This window comes from Actinophytocola xanthii (genome assembly GCF_001921205.1).
Taxonomy (GTDB): Bacteria; Actinomycetota; Actinomycetes; order Mycobacteriales; family Pseudonocardiaceae; genus Actinophytocola; species Actinophytocola xanthii.
This window is the reverse complement of record NZ_MSIE01000035.1, coordinates 58,957-76,601: the sequence shown is the minus strand read 5'-3', so window position 1 is coordinate 76,601 and position 17,645 is coordinate 58,957. Positions and strand designations below refer to the sequence as shown.

General features: G+C 72.0%; 18 protein-coding genes and 1 tRNA gene. 11 read left to right on the top strand and 8 right to left on the bottom strand.

Annotated features, from left to right (window positions below):
* From BU204_RS40155 to BU204_RS39210, 4 genes are all read right to left on the bottom strand, one after another.
* On the bottom strand, nucleotides 1-1,241 hold a 1,241-nt coding region (locus BU204_RS40155), incomplete at its 3' end, for a hypothetical protein (protein ID WP_075127171.1).
* Nucleotides 1,242-1,292: 51 nt separating this feature from the next.
* Complete coding sequence (locus BU204_RS19675) at nucleotides 1,293-1,907, bottom strand: hypothetical protein (protein WP_075127170.1); 615 nt, start codon at nucleotides 1,905-1,907, stop codon at nucleotides 1,293-1,295.
* On the bottom strand, nucleotides 1,904-2,374 hold the full coding sequence (locus BU204_RS19670; RefSeq protein ID WP_075127169.1) for a RidA family protein: 471 nt from the start codon (nucleotides 2,372-2,374) through the stop codon (nucleotides 1,904-1,906). Before BU204_RS19670 ends, BU204_RS19675 begins: the two co-directional genes overlap by 4 nt.
* 2 nt (nucleotides 2,375-2,376) lie before the next feature.
* Nucleotides 2,377-2,532 carry a DUF4177 domain-containing protein gene (locus tag BU204_RS39210; protein ID WP_143229602.1) on the bottom strand — a complete coding sequence of 52 codons (156 nt, stop codon included), beginning with the start codon at nucleotides 2,530-2,532 and terminating at the stop codon, nucleotides 2,377-2,379.
* 121 nt (nucleotides 2,533-2,653) lie between these two features.
* On the opposite strand from BU204_RS39210, the gene BU204_RS19665 reads away from it, so the two are divergent.
* From BU204_RS19665 to BU204_RS19655, 3 genes are read left to right on the top strand one after another with little or no spacing between them, the layout of a single operon-like run.
* A complete protein-coding gene (locus tag BU204_RS19665; RefSeq protein ID WP_075127168.1) occupies nucleotides 2,654-2,905 on the top strand; it encodes a hypothetical protein in 252 nt (83 codons plus the stop codon).
* A 45-nt stretch (nucleotides 2,906-2,950) separates the two neighbouring features.
* Complete coding sequence (locus tag BU204_RS19660; protein WP_075127167.1) at nucleotides 2,951-3,961, top strand: ArsA-related P-loop ATPase; 1,011 nt, start codon at nucleotides 2,951-2,953, stop codon at nucleotides 3,959-3,961.
* Nucleotides 3,958-5,088 carry an ArsA family ATPase gene (locus tag BU204_RS19655; RefSeq protein ID WP_075127166.1) on the top strand — a complete coding sequence of 377 codons (1,131 nt, stop codon included), beginning with the start codon at nucleotides 3,958-3,960 and terminating at the stop codon, nucleotides 5,086-5,088. Before BU204_RS19660 ends, BU204_RS19655 begins: the two co-directional genes overlap by 4 nt.
* 12 nt (nucleotides 5,089-5,100) lie before the next feature.
* Here BU204_RS19655 and BU204_RS19650 read toward each other — a convergent pair whose 3' ends face one another.
* Nucleotides 5,101-5,406, bottom strand: a complete 306-nt coding sequence (locus BU204_RS19650) for a WhiB family transcriptional regulator (RefSeq protein WP_075127165.1) — start codon at nucleotides 5,404-5,406, stop codon at nucleotides 5,101-5,103.
* Between the two features lie 248 nt (nucleotides 5,407-5,654).
* Between BU204_RS19650 and BU204_RS19645 the strand changes: the two genes are divergently transcribed.
* Complete coding sequence (locus BU204_RS19645) at nucleotides 5,655-8,186, top strand: penicillin-binding protein (RefSeq protein WP_083661446.1); 2,532 nt, start codon at nucleotides 5,655-5,657, stop codon at nucleotides 8,184-8,186.
* Between the two features lie 61 nt (nucleotides 8,187-8,247).
* Here BU204_RS19645 and BU204_RS19640 read toward each other — a convergent pair whose 3' ends face one another.
* Nucleotides 8,248-8,910 carry a TetR/AcrR family transcriptional regulator gene (locus BU204_RS19640; protein WP_075127180.1) on the bottom strand — a complete coding sequence of 221 codons (663 nt, stop codon included), beginning with the start codon at nucleotides 8,908-8,910 and terminating at the stop codon, nucleotides 8,248-8,250.
* Nucleotides 8,911-9,032: 122 nt separating this feature from the next.
* On the opposite strand from BU204_RS19640, the gene BU204_RS19635 reads away from it, so the two are divergent.
* Nucleotides 9,033-10,433, top strand: coding sequence for an MFS transporter (locus BU204_RS19635; RefSeq protein WP_075127163.1), 1,401 nt, complete (start codon nucleotides 9,033-9,035; stop codon nucleotides 10,431-10,433).
* A 6-nt stretch (nucleotides 10,434-10,439) separates the two neighbouring features.
* Here the strand turns inward: BU204_RS19635 and BU204_RS19630 are convergent, their stop codons facing one another.
* Nucleotides 10,440-10,910, bottom strand: a complete 471-nt coding sequence (locus tag BU204_RS19630) for a GatB/YqeY domain-containing protein (protein ID WP_075127162.1) — start codon at nucleotides 10,908-10,910, stop codon at nucleotides 10,440-10,442.
* A gap of 68 nt (nucleotides 10,911-10,978) precedes the next feature.
* Here BU204_RS19630 and BU204_RS19625 point away from each other — a divergent pair, with 68 nt between their 5' ends.
* From BU204_RS19625 to BU204_RS19600, 6 genes are all read left to right on the top strand, one after another.
* Nucleotides 10,979-11,935 carry a metallophosphoesterase gene (locus tag BU204_RS19625; protein WP_075127161.1) on the top strand — a complete coding sequence of 319 codons (957 nt, stop codon included), beginning with the start codon at nucleotides 10,979-10,981 and terminating at the stop codon, nucleotides 11,933-11,935.
* A gap of 17 nt (nucleotides 11,936-11,952) precedes the next feature.
* Nucleotides 11,953-12,026, top strand: a tRNA-Pro gene (locus BU204_RS19620).
* 348 nt (nucleotides 12,027-12,374) lie between these two features.
* Nucleotides 12,375-12,980: a DUF1989 domain-containing protein gene (locus BU204_RS19615; RefSeq protein WP_075127160.1), complete on the top strand. Its 606-nt coding sequence runs from the start codon at nucleotides 12,375-12,377 to the stop codon at nucleotides 12,978-12,980.
* Nucleotides 12,977-14,155 carry an amidase family protein gene (locus BU204_RS19610; protein WP_075127159.1) on the top strand — a complete coding sequence of 393 codons (1,179 nt, stop codon included), beginning with the start codon at nucleotides 12,977-12,979 and terminating at the stop codon, nucleotides 14,153-14,155. The genes BU204_RS19615 and BU204_RS19610 overlap by 4 nt, the downstream gene beginning before the upstream one ends.
* A complete protein-coding gene (locus tag BU204_RS19605) occupies nucleotides 14,137-15,246 on the top strand; it encodes an oxidoreductase (RefSeq protein ID WP_083661444.1) in 1,110 nt (369 codons plus the stop codon). Before BU204_RS19610 ends, BU204_RS19605 begins: the two co-directional genes overlap by 19 nt.
* Nucleotides 15,243-16,115, top strand: coding sequence for a polysaccharide deacetylase family protein (locus BU204_RS19600; protein ID WP_075127158.1), 873 nt, complete (start codon nucleotides 15,243-15,245; stop codon nucleotides 16,113-16,115). The genes BU204_RS19605 and BU204_RS19600 overlap by 4 nt, the downstream gene beginning before the upstream one ends.
* Here BU204_RS19600 and BU204_RS19595 read toward each other — a convergent pair.
* Nucleotides 16,079-17,635 (bottom strand): PucR family transcriptional regulator, encoded by a 1,557-nt coding sequence (locus BU204_RS19595; protein ID WP_075127157.1) that lies wholly within the window; start codon nucleotides 17,633-17,635, stop codon nucleotides 16,079-16,081. The two genes, BU204_RS19600 and BU204_RS19595, sit on opposite strands and share 37 nt — an antisense overlap.
* Nucleotides 17,636-17,645: the final 10 nt, after the last annotated feature.

Here is a 17,645-nt window from a genome sequence, read left to right as displayed (position 1 = left end):
GGCTCAACCACCGACACGGGCTCAACCACCGACACGGGCTCAACCACCGACGCAGGCTCAACCACCGACACGGGCTCAACCACCGACACGGCGGGAACCGAACCGACAGCCGCGGCCGGCTCGGGGTCACCTGCCGGGGAGCCACCGGGAACCGAAACCGATCCCACAGCGGCCGTCGGATCCGGGACCGGCGCGGCGTCGTCAACCGCCGCGGGGCCCTCATGAACCACGGCCGGCCCGGCGGTCCCCGCCGAGTCGACAACCGGCGCCGGCGCGGCCTGCGGCGCCGAAGAACCGTCCCCTGCGGGGCCCTCCTGAACCGCGACCGGCCGGACCGGCTCGGAGGCCGGCGTGGCGGTGTCCGCGGAGCCGGCTTCGGCCTGCCCAGTCGACTCAGCCGGTGTCGACGCGCTCGGAGCCGACGGCGCGGGGGCCGACGCGGCCGCGGCGGACGCGGCGGCGGCACCCGGACGTGCGGGGGTGACCGGCGCGGCGCTGGCGAACGCGCCGGACGATGAGTCGGCCCTGGCGGGATCGGCGGTGAACGGGTCCACTCGGACCGGCTCGACCGGGTTCATCACCGGCCGACCACCGCCACCCGGCCCGGGGTCATCGAAAGGGATCTGCCGCGCGCAGCGCATCGCCTCCTGGTGGTAGTCGGTGGACTGCGCGCCGTCCACCAGGACCTCCACCGACGCGCGGATGCCCGCGCGGCGCAGCGCGTACTCCAACCGGTACGCGGTCGCCGGGGCGAAACCGGCCGGCCCCACCCCGACCAGCACCACGCGGTGCGGCACCGGGCCGGAGACCGGGCCGGCGGGCGTCAGCCGCCACACACACCACACCGAGCGCACGTCGGGCAGCACGTCCAGGACCGGGCGCACCGCCTCGGGGACACCCCGGTCCGGCTCGCGCCCGTCCACCGCGCCGACCGCGAACCGGTGCCGGTAGGACGACCCGTTGTCGCGCACCGCCACCCGGTCGAGCACCGACGAGTCCAGGTAGGTGTTCGAGAACAGGTCCGAGAGCTCCCGGTGCTGAGGTCCGGTCAGCACCACACCGCCGGCCGCGAGGCAGCCGGCGACGAACTCGAGCGAGCGGTCCAGCTCGGCGGACGCGAGCATCTGGCGGGCGTCCGCCAGCGCGTCGTCGTCCAGCCGGCCGGCGAGGCTCAGCAGGAGCTCATGTATTCGGATCGGTAACGCAACACCTGGCCGGTTCCCACGGGAGACCTGGGTCACGGACGGCTCCTTCCGCTCGTCTGGCGTCGACTGGGGCCAACGAGGGAGCTGCTATCCCTGCGCGACAAGCCCGGGGAGCAACGGCTCGGACGCCGCGAGCGCCGCCTTGTGGTACGGCGGGAGGTCAATGCCTTCCGGCATCACCTCGACGCCCGGTTCGTAGGTCCCGAGCGCTCGCAGCACGCGCTGCAACTCCCCGGTCAGCCGCGCGCAGCCCGCTGATGCCGTGACGAGCACGATCCGGGTGGCAGGACCCATCCCGGATCGGTGTCGTCGCCAACTCCCACGCACGTCGACCAGCTCGGCACGTCCATGGAGGATCGCCCCGAGCACTACTGCTTCCGAGTCGCCCGTGTTCACCCGTTCGGGCGACTCCGAGGTGAATGTGTAGTCCACTTCGTCGATTTGGTCCACCCAGGGCACCGCGTGCAGCCGGCCCGCGTCCGCGCCCGCGTCCAGCAGCGCGGCGTTGAGCAGCAAAGACTCCCTGGCGGTGATGGCGACACGTTCTCTGAGAAGGGCCAGCGGGAGGGCGCGGGCGAGCGCGTCCAGCGCACCGCCGCCCAGCCAGTCACGCAACCGCCACAGCTGCCGGTCGGGCAGCCGGCCGGCGAGCCGGAGCAGCAGCTCGTGGCATGCGGCGCTGTGGTCCTCGACTTCGGTCATGTCGCCTCCTGTCCGGACACCTCGACGATGAGCTCCACCTCGACCGGCACACCGAGCGGGAGCTCGGCGACGCCGACCGCGGAGCGCGCGTGCCTACCCGCGTCGCCGAACACCTCGCCGAGCAGCTCGGAAGCACCGTTCACCACGGCCGGCTGGCCGGTGAACCCCTCGGCGGACGCGACGAACCCGACAACCTTGACCACGCGCACGACGGCGTCGATCCCCACCAGGTCGTGCACGGCGGCCAGGGCGTTGAGCGCGCAGATCCCGGCGAGCCCCTTGGCCTCCTCCGGGCTGACCTCCCGACCGACCTTGCCGGTCGCGGCCACCTGGCCGTCGACGAACGGCACCTGGCCGGCGGTGAGGACGAGGTTGCCGGTGCGCACCGCCGGCACGTAGGCGCCAGCCGGGGCGGGCACCTCGGGCAGCGCGATGCCCAGCTCGGCGAGCCTGTCGCTCCAGCTCATGCTCAGCCCTTCGGGCGCTTGAGGTAGGCCACCATCTGCTCGCCCGTCGGGCCCGGCAGCACCGACACGAGCTCCCAGCCGTCCTCACCCCACTGGTCGAGGATCTGCTTGGTCGCGTGGATCAGCAGCGGCACGGTGGCGTACTCCCACTTCGTCATGACCCGGCACTGTATCCGGCTCCACTCTCGGGGGCGTGGCCCAGGTACGCCCCGCCACGCGGCGGACGTCCCAGCACTCGGACCCGCTGAACGAGCGCGCCGCGCCGATAGGGTGACGTGAGTGGACACCTGGCGAGTGATCGCGACCGCCCTGCTCGCGGTGGCCGGAGTCGTGCTGGTGCTGCTCACCATGGCCAGGACCCGCGACCGCCGGGGCGCCACCGGCGGTCAGGTGGCGGTGAGCGGCGCGATCGGCGCCACCGTGCTCGTCGTGCTGTGCGTGCTCACCCTGACCGTGCTCGCGCCGGTGGCCGCCTGGGCGGTGACCGGGGTCGCGGTCCTCGCGGTCGGCGTGATGCTGGTCGCTGGATAGTCGCCTGTTCAGCGCGTACGCGAACTGTCCACTTACTCTGGAAACGTGGGCTACTCCCCGATCGGCTGGACCGAGCAGGTCTCCCGGGCGCGGCTGCACGTGGTCACCGGCAAGGGCGGTACCGGCAAGACCACGGTCGCCGCCGCACTGGCGCTCGCGCTGGCCACCGGCGGACGCCGGGTGCTGCTCGTCGAGGTGGAGGGCCGACAGGGCATCGCCCAGCTCTTCGACACCGCGCCGCTCCCCTACGAGGAACGGCGGATCGCGTCCGCGCCGGGCGGCGGCGAGGTCCGGGCACTGCACGTCGACGCCGAGGCCGCGCTGCTCGAGTACTTCGCGATGTTCTACAACCTGGGCATCGCCGGCCGGACCCTGCGACGCATGGGCGCCATCGAGTTCGCCACGACCATCGCCCCCGGCCTGCGTGACGTGCTGCTGACCGGCAAGGTCAAGGAGACCGTCGGGCGCACGGACGAGCGGGGGCGCCACGTGTACGACGCGGTCGTGCTGGACGCCCCGCCGACCGGCCGGATCGTGAAGTTCCTCGACGTCACCAAGGCCATGGCGGAGCTGGCGAAGGTCGGCCCGATCAAGGATCAGAGCGAGGGCGTGGTGCGCCTGCTGCACTCCCAGGACACCGCCGTGCACCTGGTCACCCTGCTCGAGGAGATGCCGGTCCGGGAGACCGTGGAGGCGGTCGCCGAGATCACCGCCGCGGACCTGCGACCCGGTGCGGTGATCGTCAACCGGGTCCGCCCGCCACGGCTGCCGGCCCGATCGGTCACCCCCGCCGCCGGGGGACGGGTGGACGCCTCCCGGGTGCGCAACGGTCTCGCCACGGCCGGGCTGGACCTCGCGCCGGAGGACGTGGAGGGCCTGGTCGAGGAGACCGTCGAGCACGCCATCCGGGTCCTCGCCGAGCAGCGGGCCCGCGAGCAGCTCACCGAGATCGACCTGCCGGCCGTCGAACTCGCCGACGTCCACCACGGCATCGACACGGCAGCCCTCTACGAGCTGGCCGAGGCGCTGGTCGACCAGGGGGTGCGAGGCCGATGACCGGCGAGCGTGAGCTGGACATGGACCAGCTGCTGGACAACCTCGACATGCGGGTCATCGTGTGCTGCGGCTCGGGCGGGGTCGGGAAGACCACGACCGCCGCCGCGCTCGCACTGCGGGCCGCCGAGCGGGGGCGCAAGACGGTCGTGCTGACGATCGACCCGGCACGCAGGCTCGCCCAGGCCCTCGGGCTGCGCGAGCTGGGCAACACGCCCACGGAGGTGGAGGTCGACGGCTTCGAACCGGCCGGTCAGCTCTCCGCGATGATGCTCGACATGCGTCGCACGTTCGACGACATGGTGCTCGCCCACGCCGGGGAGAAGCGGGCCCAGGAGGTGCTGGCCAACCCCTTCTACAAGACGATCTCCACGTCGTTCTCCGGCACCCAGGAGTACATGGCAATGGAGAAGCTCGGCCAGCTCGCCGCCGAGGGCCGGTGGGACCTGATCGTCGTGGACACCCCACCCAGCCGCTCCGCCCTGGACTTCCTCGACGCGCCACAGCGGATGTCCTCGGCGCTGGATGGCCGGATGATCCGGCTGCTGTCCGGACCGGCCCGCACCGGCGGCTGGGGGCTGCGCAAGGTCGTCGGCGCGGGGATCATGATGTTCGCCAAGGCCGTCTCCACGGTCGTGGGCGGCCAGCTGCTGGCCGACGCCTCGGCGTTCGTCCAGGCCTTCGACTCGATGTTCGGCGGGTTCAAGCAGCGTGCGCGCAAGACCTACGAGCTGCTGCGGGGCGAGGGGACGGCGTTCGTGGTCGTCGCCGCCCCGGAGCCGGACGCACTGCGCGAGGCGAGCTACTTCGTCGAGCGGCTCGCCGCCGAACAGATGCCGCTGTCCGGACTGGTGATCAACCGGACCCACCCGGTGCTCGCCGGGCTGTCCGCCTCGACGGCCACCGCGGCGGCCGACAACCTCGACCGCACCGGCGACGCGCCGCTGGCCTCGGCCGTGCTGCGGCTGCATGCCGACCGGGTGGCCGTGTGCGAGCGGGAACGCCGGCTGCTGGCCCGGTTCACCAAGGCGCACCCGTCGGTACCGGTCGTGCACGTACCGGCCATGCCGCAGGACGTGCACGACCTGGAGGGCCTGCGCACGATCGGCGAACGGCTCACCGGGCACTGACGCCGGCCCACGTCAGCCGACCCGGACGTCCTCGTCCTCGTCGGAGTGGTCGCGCCGGGCCGACTGGAGCAGCTCCAGCCAGGACGTCACGTCCGGGCGGCGACGCAGCAGCGCGCGCCGCTCACGTTCGGTCATCCCGCCCCACACGCCGAACTCGATTCGGTTGTCCAGCGCCTCGGCCAGGCATTCCGTGCGCACCGGACACGCGATGCACACCACCTTGGCCTTGCGCTGCTCCTTGCCCCGCACGAACAAGCCGTCCGGGTCCTGCTCGCGGCAAGACGCGTTGACTCGCCAGTCCGACTGCTCGATGTACATAACCCCCGCCCCTAGCGTCGTCTCGACCCTTGGCCCGGCCCCCCTCCGAGGTGTGAACACCTCGTTCCCTGCCGGGTGCCGATCGCCGGTGCGTTCGCCCCGTCGAGTCGGCTGTTGTCGCTGAGACGTTGACGGACTTTAGGCCCCCTCGGTTCCCTCCCATACGCGTGGGTCAGCAGCCGTTACCAATTGTCGATGTCGCGGGTTCATCACGAGGCCTTGATTTCGGTCCGCGTACCCTGGTCCGCGTGCGAGTGGGAGACGGTCTTCTGAAGCTGCTCGGTCTGTGCCTGCTGGCTGGTGTTCTCATGGCCGGCATGTTGTTCCCCATGGTGGGAGCGTTGGGGGTGGTGTCCAACCGGGCCAGTGACACGATCGACAGCATCTCGGCCGACCTCGTGGCCACGCCCCCGCCGTTGATCACGACGATCACGGACAGCAAGGGCAAGCCGATCTCGTACCTGTACGACCAGTACCGGCTGCCGGTCACGGCCGACCAGATCTCGCCGACGATGAAGGCCGCGGTGATCTCGGTCGAGGACCGGCGGTTCTTCGAGCACCACGGTGTGGACTGGAAGGGCACCATCCGGGCGCTGATCAGCAACCAGACCGGTGAGGACGTCCAGGGTGCCTCGACGCTGACCCAGCAGTACGTGAAGAACTACCTCATCAACATCGTCTACCGGGACCAGGTCGGGCAGGACGAGGACCCCGGGAAGAAGATCGAGCGGGAGCGGGCACAGGAGCAGACCGTCACCCGGAAGTTGCGCGAGGCGCGGCTGGCGATCCAGCTCGAGCAGACGATGAGCAAGGAGGAGATCCTCACCGGCTACCTCAACGTCGTCGAGTTCACCGACCGGATCTTCGGCATCGGCGCCGCCGCGAAGGCGTACTTCAACACGACCCCGGACAAGCTCACTGTCTCCCAGTCCGCACTGCTCGCCGGCATGGTCAACAACCCCTACCTCTACAGTCCGTGGTCGAACCCGGAGGAGGCGCTCGAGCGGCGCAACCTGGTGATCGACCGGATGGTCGAGACCAACAGCATCACCGAGGCCAACGCCGAGGAGGCGAAGAAGGAAGCGCTGGGCGTCCTGCCCAAGCCGGTGAAGCCGACCCCGAACTGCGTCGGCGCCGGTCCGGAGTACGGGTTCTTCTGCCAGTACGTCGAGGACTACCTGTCCGACATCGGGTTCACCCAGGACCAGCTCTACACCGGCGGCTACACGATCAAGACGAGCTTCGACGCCGGCGCGACGAAGATCGCCAAGCGGGCGGCCGAGAACCAGGTGCCGAAGGACACCAAGGACATCAACAACTCGATGGCGATCGTGCGGCCGGGCAAGGAACGGCACCAGGTCATCGCGCTGGTGTCCAACCGGGACTACGGGCTCAAGCCCGAACTGGGGCAGACCACGATCGGCTACCCGTACGGCGTGGAGAACAAGTTCGGCGCCGGCTCGATCTACAAGATCTTCACCTCGGCCGCGTACCTGGAAAAGGGCGGCGGGATCAACAACGTCATCAAGACGCCGTCCCGATATGTGTCCAACAAGTTCGTCGGCGGCAACCCCGAACGGTGCCCCCGCACGCCCGAACCGGACGACGCCGACACCTCGTGGTACTGCCTGACGAACGCGGGTGAGGGTTACCCGTCGCAGATGACCCTGCGCAAGGCGCTCGCCACCTCGCCGAACACCGGCTTCGTGATCCTGGAGGAGCGGGTCGGGATGGACCCGGTCGTCGACATGGCGAGTCGGCTGGGACTGCGCGAGAGCATGGCCACGAACCTGGCCGGCAACACGCCCGACCCAGAGGCGGAGGACCAGGAGTACAAGGTCAGCCAGTCGCAGTTCTTCCGCAGCAAGCCGAACAGCCCGGGCAACGCCTCGTTCACGCTCGGGCCCTCGCCACTGTCCACCCTGGAACTGGCCAACGTGGGCGCGACCCTGATGAGCGGGGGCGTCTGGTGCCCGCCGACACCGTTGATCGAGGTGCTCGACCGCAACGGCAAGAAGGTGGACATCGCCGAGCAGCCCTGCGAGCAGGCCGTGTCCGAGGGGCTGGCGAACACGCTGGTGCACGGCCTCAGCGACGACGACAAGCCGGGCGGCACGGCCTACGACGCCGCCCGGGACTTCGGCTGGGACCGCCCGATGTTGGGCAAGACCGGCACCACGCAGGACCACCGCTCGGCCGGTTTCGTCGGCGCCACCCCGCAGTTGTCGGCGGCGGTCCTGACCTTCAACGACGGCCGCGAGCCGACCGGCATCTGCCCCGGCCCACCCCCCTACACGTGCGGGGAGGGCCGAATCTACGGCGGCCAGGCCTCGGCGCACACCTGGTTCGAGGCGATGGGGCCGATCCACCAGGGCACGCAGGTCCGCGGCCTGCCGCCGATCGACCCCCGGTTCGTCGACGGGAGCCCTTCGGCCCAGGTGCCCGACGTCATCGGGGACAGCCAGCAGGACGCGACGAGCCAGCTCCAGCAGGCCGGGTACAAGGTGGTCGCGGAGGAGATCAACTCCTCGGCCGCACAGGGCACGGTGGTGAGCCAGTCGCCGCGCGGCAACGCCCTGCCCGGCGAGACGATCACGATCCGGGTCAGCACCGGGTACGTGCCGCCGCCGCGTACCTCCGAAAGCTCGCCTCCGCCCAGCGGTCCGCCGCCCAGCGGACCGGGCAACGGCGGACCGGGCAACGGCGGACCAGGTAACGGTGGACCGGGTAACGGCAACGACCCGCCGGGCGGGAACGGCAACGGCGGAGCGCCTCGTTAGCTCCAAGCGGCCCCGAACCGAGTGATCGGTTCGGGGCCCGCTGCCGTCTGCGGTACTCGGGTCAGGTTCCGGCGGCCAGGCGGCTGATCAGCTCGGCAAGCTGGTCGGCGTAGTGCTCGACGAGCTCGGGCGAGCTCGGGTCGGACTCGAACAGGCCGCGGGCCAGCTGGGGGTAGACCGCGAGCGCGTTGGCCGCACTCATCGCGACGAGCAGCAGCGCCGCCGGGTCGAACCGATCGTCGATCTCGCCGGCCCGCTGGCGCTCGCGCAGCTGCTCCACCTCGTGCTGGAGGCGGCTGTTGCGCTCCCGCGCCTCCTCGTCGTCCTCGCCGGTGTCGGCGAGGCCCTCCCAGGCCAGTAGGCGCCCACCGAGCTGCGGCTCGACGCTCAGCCGCACATAGCGCTTGATCATCTCCGGGAAGTCGGTCTCGTCGGGGATGGCCTGCGCCTCGTAGGCCCGCCACCGGCGGCCCATCTCCCGGTACAGGCCCTCCTTGCCGTCGAAGTAGTACGCGATGAGCTGCTGGTTCACCCCGGCGCGTGCGGCGATCTCGGACACCCGGGCGCCGGCGAAGCCCTTCGCGGAGAACTCCTGGGCCGCGGCCTCGAGGATGCGCGCCTTCGTGCGCTCCGGGTCGCGTTGCCGCTCGTTCGGTCCCGGAGCCCGCCGGGTCGACCGCCGTCCCTGGGGCTCCTCGTCCTCCGCCCGGCCGCGTCTGGTCATGGTCAGCATTCTGCCATCCGCGTTACGAGCTTAATCATTCGTCCGTTTGACAAATCTATACGGACATATGACACTGCTGCGCAGACGGAGGATTATCAGCCTGACCGAGCAGAGGACACGAGATGACCGAGCCGTACCGGCGGCGCTGGCCGGCGCTGGCGCTGCTGTTGAGCGCGGTGTTCATGGACATGGTCGACAACCAGATCGTGAACATCGCGCTGCCGACCATCCAGCACGACCTGGGCGCGCAGCCCTCGGCGCTGCAATGGACCGCAACCGGTTACACGCTGGCGTTCGCCCTGACGTTGATCATCGGCGGTCGACTCGGCGACAGGTACGGCCACCGCGCGTTGTTCGTGCTTGGCACCGCGGGCTTCGGGGTCAGCTCACTGGTCGCGGGTGTCGCACCGAACGTGACCGTGCTGCTCGCGGCCCGGGTGGCGCAGGGCGTGTTCGCCGGGCTGATGGTGCCGCAGGTGCTGTCGTTCATCCACACGGAGTTCCCGGAGAACGAGCAGGGCAAGGCCATGGGGTTCTACGGCATGACCTTCCCGATCGGCGGTCTCGCCGGGCCGCTGCTCGGCGGCCTGCTCACCGAGGCTGACCTGTTCGGCTGGCACTGGCGGACGATCTTCCTCGTCAACGTGCCCATCGCGCTCGCCGCGGCCGTCGGGGCGGCGCTGGTCATGCCCGCCCGTGGCCGCGACCGGGCTGGTCGTCGCGGCGGGATCGACGTGCCGGGCGTGCTGGTACTGGCAGCCGCGCTGCTCTCCGTGCTCTACCCACTGGTCCAGGGACGGGAGCTGGGTTGGCCGGCATGGGTGTTCGTGCTGATGGCCGCGGCGCTGCCGCTGCTCGCGCTGTTCGTCGCGCAGCAGCGGTCCCGGGAGCGGCACGGACGCGAGCCGCTGGTGCGCATCGGCCTGTTCGACAACCGGGCCATGGCCGTGGGCATCGTCATCATGCTGATCTTCTACTGCGGGATGGGCGCGTTCTTCGTGCTGACCCTGCACCTGCAGGACGGGGTGGGTTACTCGCCGCTGAAGACCGCGCTGACCATGCTGCCGGCGACCGTCGGCATCGTCGCCGGCAACGGCATCGGCATGCCCCTGGCGCCGAAACTGGGGCGGCTGTTGCCGGTTGTCGGCCTGGTTCTCCTGCTGGCCGGGTCCGCGTGGATGCTGGCGGCGGTGACGGGCTACGGGTCCGGGCTGACGCCGTGGCAGCTGGCGGTGCCGGTGCTGCTTTACGGCGCCGGCCTCGGTCTCGGCGCGTCCTCGCTGATGCTGATCACCCTGGCCGGCACGAGCACGGCCGACGCCGGCGCGGCGTCCGGCGTGGTGAACACGGTCGTGCAGCTCGGTGCGGCGGCCGGCCCGGCCACGATCGGTACCGCGTTCTTCAACCGGCTCGGCACGGACGGGAACTTCGTCGCCGCGACCCGGACGGGGCTGGTGATCGGCCTCGCCCTGTTCGGGGTGGCGCTGCTGGCCTGCTTCCTGCTGCCCCGCCGAGCGGCCTGAGGTGGGTCAGCCCTGGAGCTTGGCCCGCACGGCGGCGGCCACCCGAGCACCCTCCGCGCGACCGGCGATCCTGGCGTTGGCGGCCTTCATGACCTGGCCCATCTGCCGCTGGGCCGGCGGGGCGCCGAGCTGCTCGGTGACCTCCGCGACGGCCTCGGCGACGATGGCCTCCAGCTCGTCGTCGCCGAGCTGGGCGGGCAGGTAGTCGGACAGGACGGCGGCCTCGTCCTGTTCGGCCTTGGCCTGCTCGGCGCGGCCGGCGCCGGCGAAGGCCTCCGCGGCCTCCTTGCGCTTCTTCACCTCGCGCGTGAGGACCCGCTGCACCTCGTCGTCGGACAGCTCACGGGCCACGTCACCAGCGACCTCCTCGGTGGTGACGGCCGCGAGGGCCATCCGCAGCGCGGCCATGCGGGTGGACTCCCGCCCCTTGATCGCCGCCGAGAGGTCCGCCTGCAACCGTGCCTTGAGCTCAGCCATGCACCGCACCCTACTGGGGCGTTGCCGCTCACCCCATGCGCGCATCTAGGCTCGGGGACGTGGGCAACATGGCGCGAAACATCGGACGGGCGGCCCTGGGCGCCACGGCGGTCGGCACGGCGACCGTGGCGTACGCGGCCGGGATCGAACGCACCCACTGGACGCTGCGGCAGGCCACCCTGCCGGTGCTGGCGGAGGGGGCGCGGACGCTGCGAGTGCTGCACATCTCGGACCTGCACATGATGCCGGGCCAGAAGTCCAAGCAACGCTGGGTGGCGGCGCTGGACGAGCTCAACCCCGACCTGGTGGTGAACACCGGCGACAACCTGGCCCACCGGCACGCGGTACCCGCGGTCCTGCGTGCGCTGGGCCCGCTGCTGAACCGGCCGGGCGTGTTCGTCTTCGGCAGCAACGACTACTACGCGCCGAGGCCGAAGAACCCGGTCCGGTACCTGGTGAAGTCCAAGCGCAAGATCCACGGCATCCCCCTGCCCTGGCGCGACCTGCGCGCTGCCCTGGTGGAGCGGGGGTGGCAGGACCTGACCCACGTCCGCCGCCTGCTGATGGTCGACGGCCAGCACATCGCGGTGGCCGGCGTCGACGACCCCCACCTGCACCGCGACCGGTACAACGACATCGCCGGCCGCCCGGACCCGGCGGCGACGTTGCGCCTGGGCGTGACCCACTCGCCCGAGCCCCGCGTCCTGGATGCCTTCGCGGAGGACGGCTACGACCTGGTGATGGCCGGGCACACGCACGGTGGCCAGCTCCGCGTCCCCGGCTACGGCGCGATCGTCACCAACTGTGAGCTGGACCGCTCCCGCGCACGCGGGGCGTCCCGCTGGGGGGCGCACATGTGGCTGCACGTGTCCGCCGGGTTGGGCACGAGCCCGTACGCGCCGGTCCGGTTCGCCTGCCCGCCGGAGGCGAGCCTGCTGACCCTGGTACCCCGCCCGACCGGCGGGAACAGCGTGGAGAGCGCGAAACAGGGCGCCCGCTTCGGAGCCGGCGCGGACGTCGGATAGACTTCCGCTCGGACCTCCGGGGTGTGGCGCAGCTTGGTAGCGCGCTTCGTTCGGGACGAAGAGGTCGCAGGTTCAAATCCTGTCACCCCGACGCAATCAGGGCCTGTCCACCATGGAGTGGACAGGCCCTGATTTTGTCTCTGCCTGACTATCTGCCTGACTACGCGCCTTGCCCGAAGGACACGGCGCGACAGGCGGTGCACGACGACAACCGAGCCAGCGCGCTGGGCCAACTCGGCGACCTCCGCGCGGCCCGGACCGCCTTTGTAGCCGCGGGACCAGCACCGACCGCAGCAAAGCCGCGGCCCTCGCCCAGGCCAAGCACGCCAAGGTCCGGGCAGGGTTCGACAAGTCCGGCTGGACCTTCATCCACGGGAACCGCACAACTCTAGGTGATCATCCATCGCCACCGGTGGTCGACTGCTGGTGTGCTGGATCCATGCAGCTCTCGTCCAACCGGCGTGTCCGGATACCTGCCAGGGAAGGCCGGGCGGTCGCCCTGCGCGCCGGTGAAGGTCTCCGGGTGGTCACCGAGGAGGGCGGGCAGGTCGGGGACCTGTTCGCGGTGCTCGTGGGGACTCCGCCCGAGTGGCTCAGTGCGGCGCACACCCGCGGCCACCTGAGCCGGCTGTTTCCCGCGGTCGGCGAACAGTTCCTGACCGACCGACGCAGGCCGGTGCTCACCCTCACCGAGGACACCTCCCCCGGACGGCACGACATGCTGATCCCGGCATGCGACCCCGCTCGCTACCGCGCTCTGGGCGTCCGGGGGTGGCACGCCTCCTGCGCCGAGAACCTCCGCACGGCGCTCGCCGGCACCGGGGTCGCGGTCGGGACGGTTCCGCAGCCGGTGAACGTGTTCATGGACATCCCCGTCACCGCCGACGGTGAGCTGCTGTGGCGCGAGTCGCCGGCCGGCCCGGGGGCGGCGGTCGCCTTCCGCGCCGAGTTGGACTGCCTCGTCGTCGTCTCCGCCTGCCCACAGGACGTCGTCGGCATCAACAGCGGTGGAACCAAACCCCTGGTCCTGGAACGGCTGCCGTGAGGCTGCGGCACGCGCTGGAGCGCGCCGGCGAGTCGACGGCGTTCATCACGGTCACCGCCGAACGCGCGCTGCGCGAGGCCGGTGCCTCGGGGCCACTGCGCGGAAAGCTGCTGGCGTGGAAGGACGTCTTCGACGTGGCGGGCACGCGCACCACCGCCGGGTCGGCCACCAGGAGCGCCGCGCCGGTCGCCACCGAGGACGCGCCGGTGGTGCGCAAGGTCACCGCCGCGGGCGGGATCTGCCTGGGCAAGACCACGCTCAGCGAGTTCGCCTTCACCGGGCTCGGTCTCAACCCGCATTTCGGTGACCCGGTCAACCCGCTCGACCCGCTGCGGATCCCGGGCGGTTCGTCGTCGGGGTCCGCGGTGGCCGTTGCCGCCCGGATCGCCGACATCGCGATCGGCACCGACACGTCCGGCTCGACGCGCGTGCCCGCGGCCTGCTGCGGGATCGTCGGCTTCAGAGCGAGCGCGAACCGGTACGACCTGACCGGCATGGTGCCGCTCTCCCCCGGGCTGGACAGCATCGGGATCCTGGCGAGGACCATCGGCGACGTCCTCGCGGCCGACGCCGCGATGCGCGGGCGGCGCGCCACGGCAGGGGCCGGCGACCTCAGGATCGTGGTACCCGACGGCGAGCTGGTCGACGACTGCCACCCGGACGTCCGGGCGGCGTTCCACGCCGCACTGTCCGGTCTGGAGGTCCGGTGTGTCCGCCTGGCCGCCCTGGAGGAGGCCCAGCGGTTGCTGGACGAGCACGGCCCGCTGGTGGCCGCCGACGCCTGGCGCCGGTACGGGCACCTGCGCGACACCCCGGGCGTCGACCCGCTGGTGCTGCGCCGGCTGCGCCCGCCCAGCGGGGAGGCCGAGCTGCGCGCCGCCCAGGCCCGGCTGCGCGGGCAGCTGGCCCGGGAGCTCGAGGGCGCCGTGCTCGCCTTCCCCACCATCCGCGACCCGGTGCCGGAGGTAGCCCCGCTGAAGGCCGACCTCGATCTGGCCGAGGCCGTGAACCGGCGGATCCTCCGCAGCACCATGCTCGCCAGCTACCTCGGCCTGCCCGGCATCACCCTGCCGGGCGGCCTGCTCGTGTCCCTTCCCGACGGCCAGGACGACCGGCTCCTCGCCGTCGCCGGCGTACTCGAAACCAGGAGAACATCGTGCCCCACCCCGCTCTGACTCCCTACTCGCTCAACGCCCACGAGCTGACGAACCGCTTCGCGGTGGCGCCCATGACCCGGGTCTCGGCGAGCCCCGGCGGCGTGCCCACCCTCGAGATGGCCGACTACTACGCGGAGTTCGCCGAGGGCGGCTTCCCGCTGGTGATCACCGAGGGCGTGTACCCCGACGACGAGCACAGCCAGGGCTATGTGAACCAGCCCGGGCTGGTGGACGCCGAGCACGTGGCCGGCTGGCGGGAGGTCACCCGCCGCGTGCACGGCGCCGGTGGGCGCGTCATCGCCCAACTCATGCACGCGGGGGCCCTGTCCCAGGGCTCTGCCCACACCGACGTCCGCATCGCCCCGTCCGCCGTGCGGCCGCGCGGGGAGATGATGCCGGAGTACGGCGGCCGCGGACCGTGGCCGGTGCCGCGCGCCATGACCGAGGACGACATCGAGCGGGTGCGCGCCGCGTTCGTGGCCGCCGGCCGCAACGCGGTGGCGGCGGGTTTCGACGGGGTCGAGGTGCACGCGGCGAACGGCTACCTGCTCGACCAGTTCCTCACCGACTACACCAACCAGCGCGAGGACCGCTACGGCGGCTCGGTGGCCGCCCGCGTGCGGCTACCGGCCGAGGTCGTCGCCGACCTCCGGGCCGCCCTGCCGGACCATCTGGTCGGCATCCGGCTCTCCCAGACCAAGGTGAACGACTTCACGCACCGCTGGGCCGGTGGTGCCGCCGACGCGGAGGTGATCTTCACCGCGCTCGCCGCCGCGGGAGCGGACTACCTGCACGTCGCCAGCGAGGGCCGTGACTGGCTGGAGACCGCGCGGCTGGGCGGCGGCGACACGATCACCGCACTGGCCAAGCGGGTCACCGGACTGCCGGTGATCGCCAACGGCGCGATGCACCACCTGCCCCAGGCCGCCGAGGTGATCGAGCGTGGCCACGCGGACCTGCTGGCCGTCGCGCGCGGCGCGCTCGCCAACCCCGACCTGCCCCGGCGCGTCGCGAAGGACGTTCCGCTGGCGCCCTTCGCGCCGGGCATGCTTGAGCCGATGGCGACGATCGCGAACACGCGGCTGTGGCGGGAGGAAAACGGCGGATGAGCTGGCACGGCGGCGCGGCAGCGGTGGTCACGCTGACCTTCGACGTGGACGCCGAGGCGCCGGTGCTCGCCAGCGGCGCGCACTACGCACGGCACCTGTCGACCATGTCGCACCAGTCCTACGGCCCCGATGTCGGCGTTCCGCGGATCCTGGACCTGCTCGACGAGCTCGCCGTGCCGGCGACCTTCTTCGTGCCGGGATGGGTGGCCGAGCAGCGCCCCGGTCTCGCGATGTCCATCGTGGACCGTGGACACGAGGTGGCGCACCACTCCTACGGTCACCGCCCGCCCACCGCGATGGCGCCGGGCGAGGAGCGCGCGGACTTCGAACGGGCGCTCGCGGTGTTCGCCGCGCAGGGCGTCGAGGTGGTCGGGCACCGGGCGGCGAACTGGGCGGCCACCCGGGAGACGCCGGCGCTCGTCGCCGAGCACGGCCTGCGCTACGACTCCTCGCTGATGGCCGACGACCGGCCCTACCGGCTCGCCGTGGGCGAGACCGAGCTGGCCGAGTTGCCGGTGCACTGGTCGCTGGACGACTGGGAGCAGTACGCGTTCCTGCCCGACCCGCCGATCGGGACGGTGATCGAGTCGCCGGCCAAGGTGCTCGAGCTGTGGCGCGCGGAGCTGGACGGGATGCGGCACTACCAGTGCCTGTTCAACCTGTGCTGCCACCCGTTCCTGTCGGGCAGGCCGAGCAGGCTGCTCGCGCTGCGACAGCTGATCGAGTACGCGCTGGGTTGCGGTGACGTCCGCTTCACTCGCTGTGCGGACCTGGCGACGGCCGTGCTCGCCGACCCGGCGCTGCCGCCGCGACCGCTGCCACCGCAGCCCCGCTACGACTCGAACTCCTCCGCTTCCAACGCCAGGTAGAGGTCGACTCGGTCCTCGGTCCGTGCCACGTCCCGGCCACTGAGCTCGGCGACCTTCACGAGCCGGTTGCGCAACGTGTTGACGTGCACGAACAGCGCCGCGGCGGTGGCCGCCCAGTGCCCGTCGTTGGCCATGAAGGCACGCAGCGTGCGGACCAGCTCGCTGCCGCGCTCCCGGTCGTGGTCGCGCAGCGGGCCCAGCACCCCGTCGGCGAACCCGCGCAGTGTCTCGGGGTCCTGCAGGCCGAGCAGTAGTCGGTGCGTGCCCAGCTCACCGAACGTCGCCACCTCGGGGTTGCCGCCGCGGCGCACGAGCACCCGGCAGGCCTCCCGCGACCGGACGAGCGGCTGTCGCAGCGCGGTGGCGTCGGCGGCCACCCCGCCGATGCCCAGCACCGGGCGCCGGCCGGCGAACCGGGCTCCCACCGCGGCCACCAGGCGGGTGCCCGTCGCCCGCAGCTGTGCCTCCGGGCGCTGCCAGGTGAACACCGCGACCACGTCGTGGCTGCCGCCGGCGACCACGGCCGCGGTGCTCTCCGCGAGGAAGAAGTCCGCGACGGCCTCCGCGAGCCCCGGCGGCACGGCGGTGTCGGCGCCCGGGCAGGCCAGCGCGTACACCGCGAGCTCGCCGCCGGGGTCGACGCCGAAAGCCTGCAGCCGTCCGGGTAGCTCGGCCGCTCGCTGTGGCCCGGACAGGATCATGTCCAGCAGCTCGCTGGCGAACCGCAGCTCGATCGCCTGGACCGCCTGCCGTTTGGCGACCTCCAGACTGAGGAACCGGGCGGCCTGGTCGAGCGCGTCGCGCTCGGTGCGACTCAGTGCGCGGGCGGGCCGCAGGCAGACCAGTGCGGCGTCGACGTCGCCGGCGGCACCGACCAGGAACAGCGTCGCCCGCTCGGTCTCGCCCAGGTCGAGCTCCAGGGGCGGGGGACGCCGCGCCAGCCCTGCCGCCACCGCGCGCAGCTGCTCGGGAGCGAGCGGCACGCCGGCCAGCGCGCGGCCTGTCCGGTCGACGACCGCGAGCGGGAGGTCGTGCTCGCCGCGCAGCACCTCGAGTACACCGGACGGGCCGCCGCCGTGGGAGATCGCCGAGGCGAGCGCGTCGCCGCGGCGGACCATGCCGAGCAGGATGCCCTGCCGCTGCTCGGCATGGATCGCGGCGGCCGCGCGGGTCAGCGCGGTGAACGGCACCCTGGTGGAGATCTCCGCCAGCGGCAGGTCCGCCGCCACGCACGCGGCGAGCAGCTCCGGCGGCGTGCTTGGGGTCCGGGTGCGCAGGCCGAACACTATCCCGGCCGCTCCCGCACGCCGCACACTCGCCACGAACCCGTCGGCGGAGGTCTCCGCGAGCCACAACCCGTTGGTGAGCACGAGTTCCCGCTCGCGCACGTACGGCGACGGATCCCCCAGCTCGGTGTTGTGCACCCAGAGCACCTCGGCGTCCAAGGCGCCACTCGCCCCCGGGTGGAGCAGGCGCAGCTCCAGGCTCGGGTCGTCCAGCAGCGCGCGCACAGTGAGCACACTGTGAAAA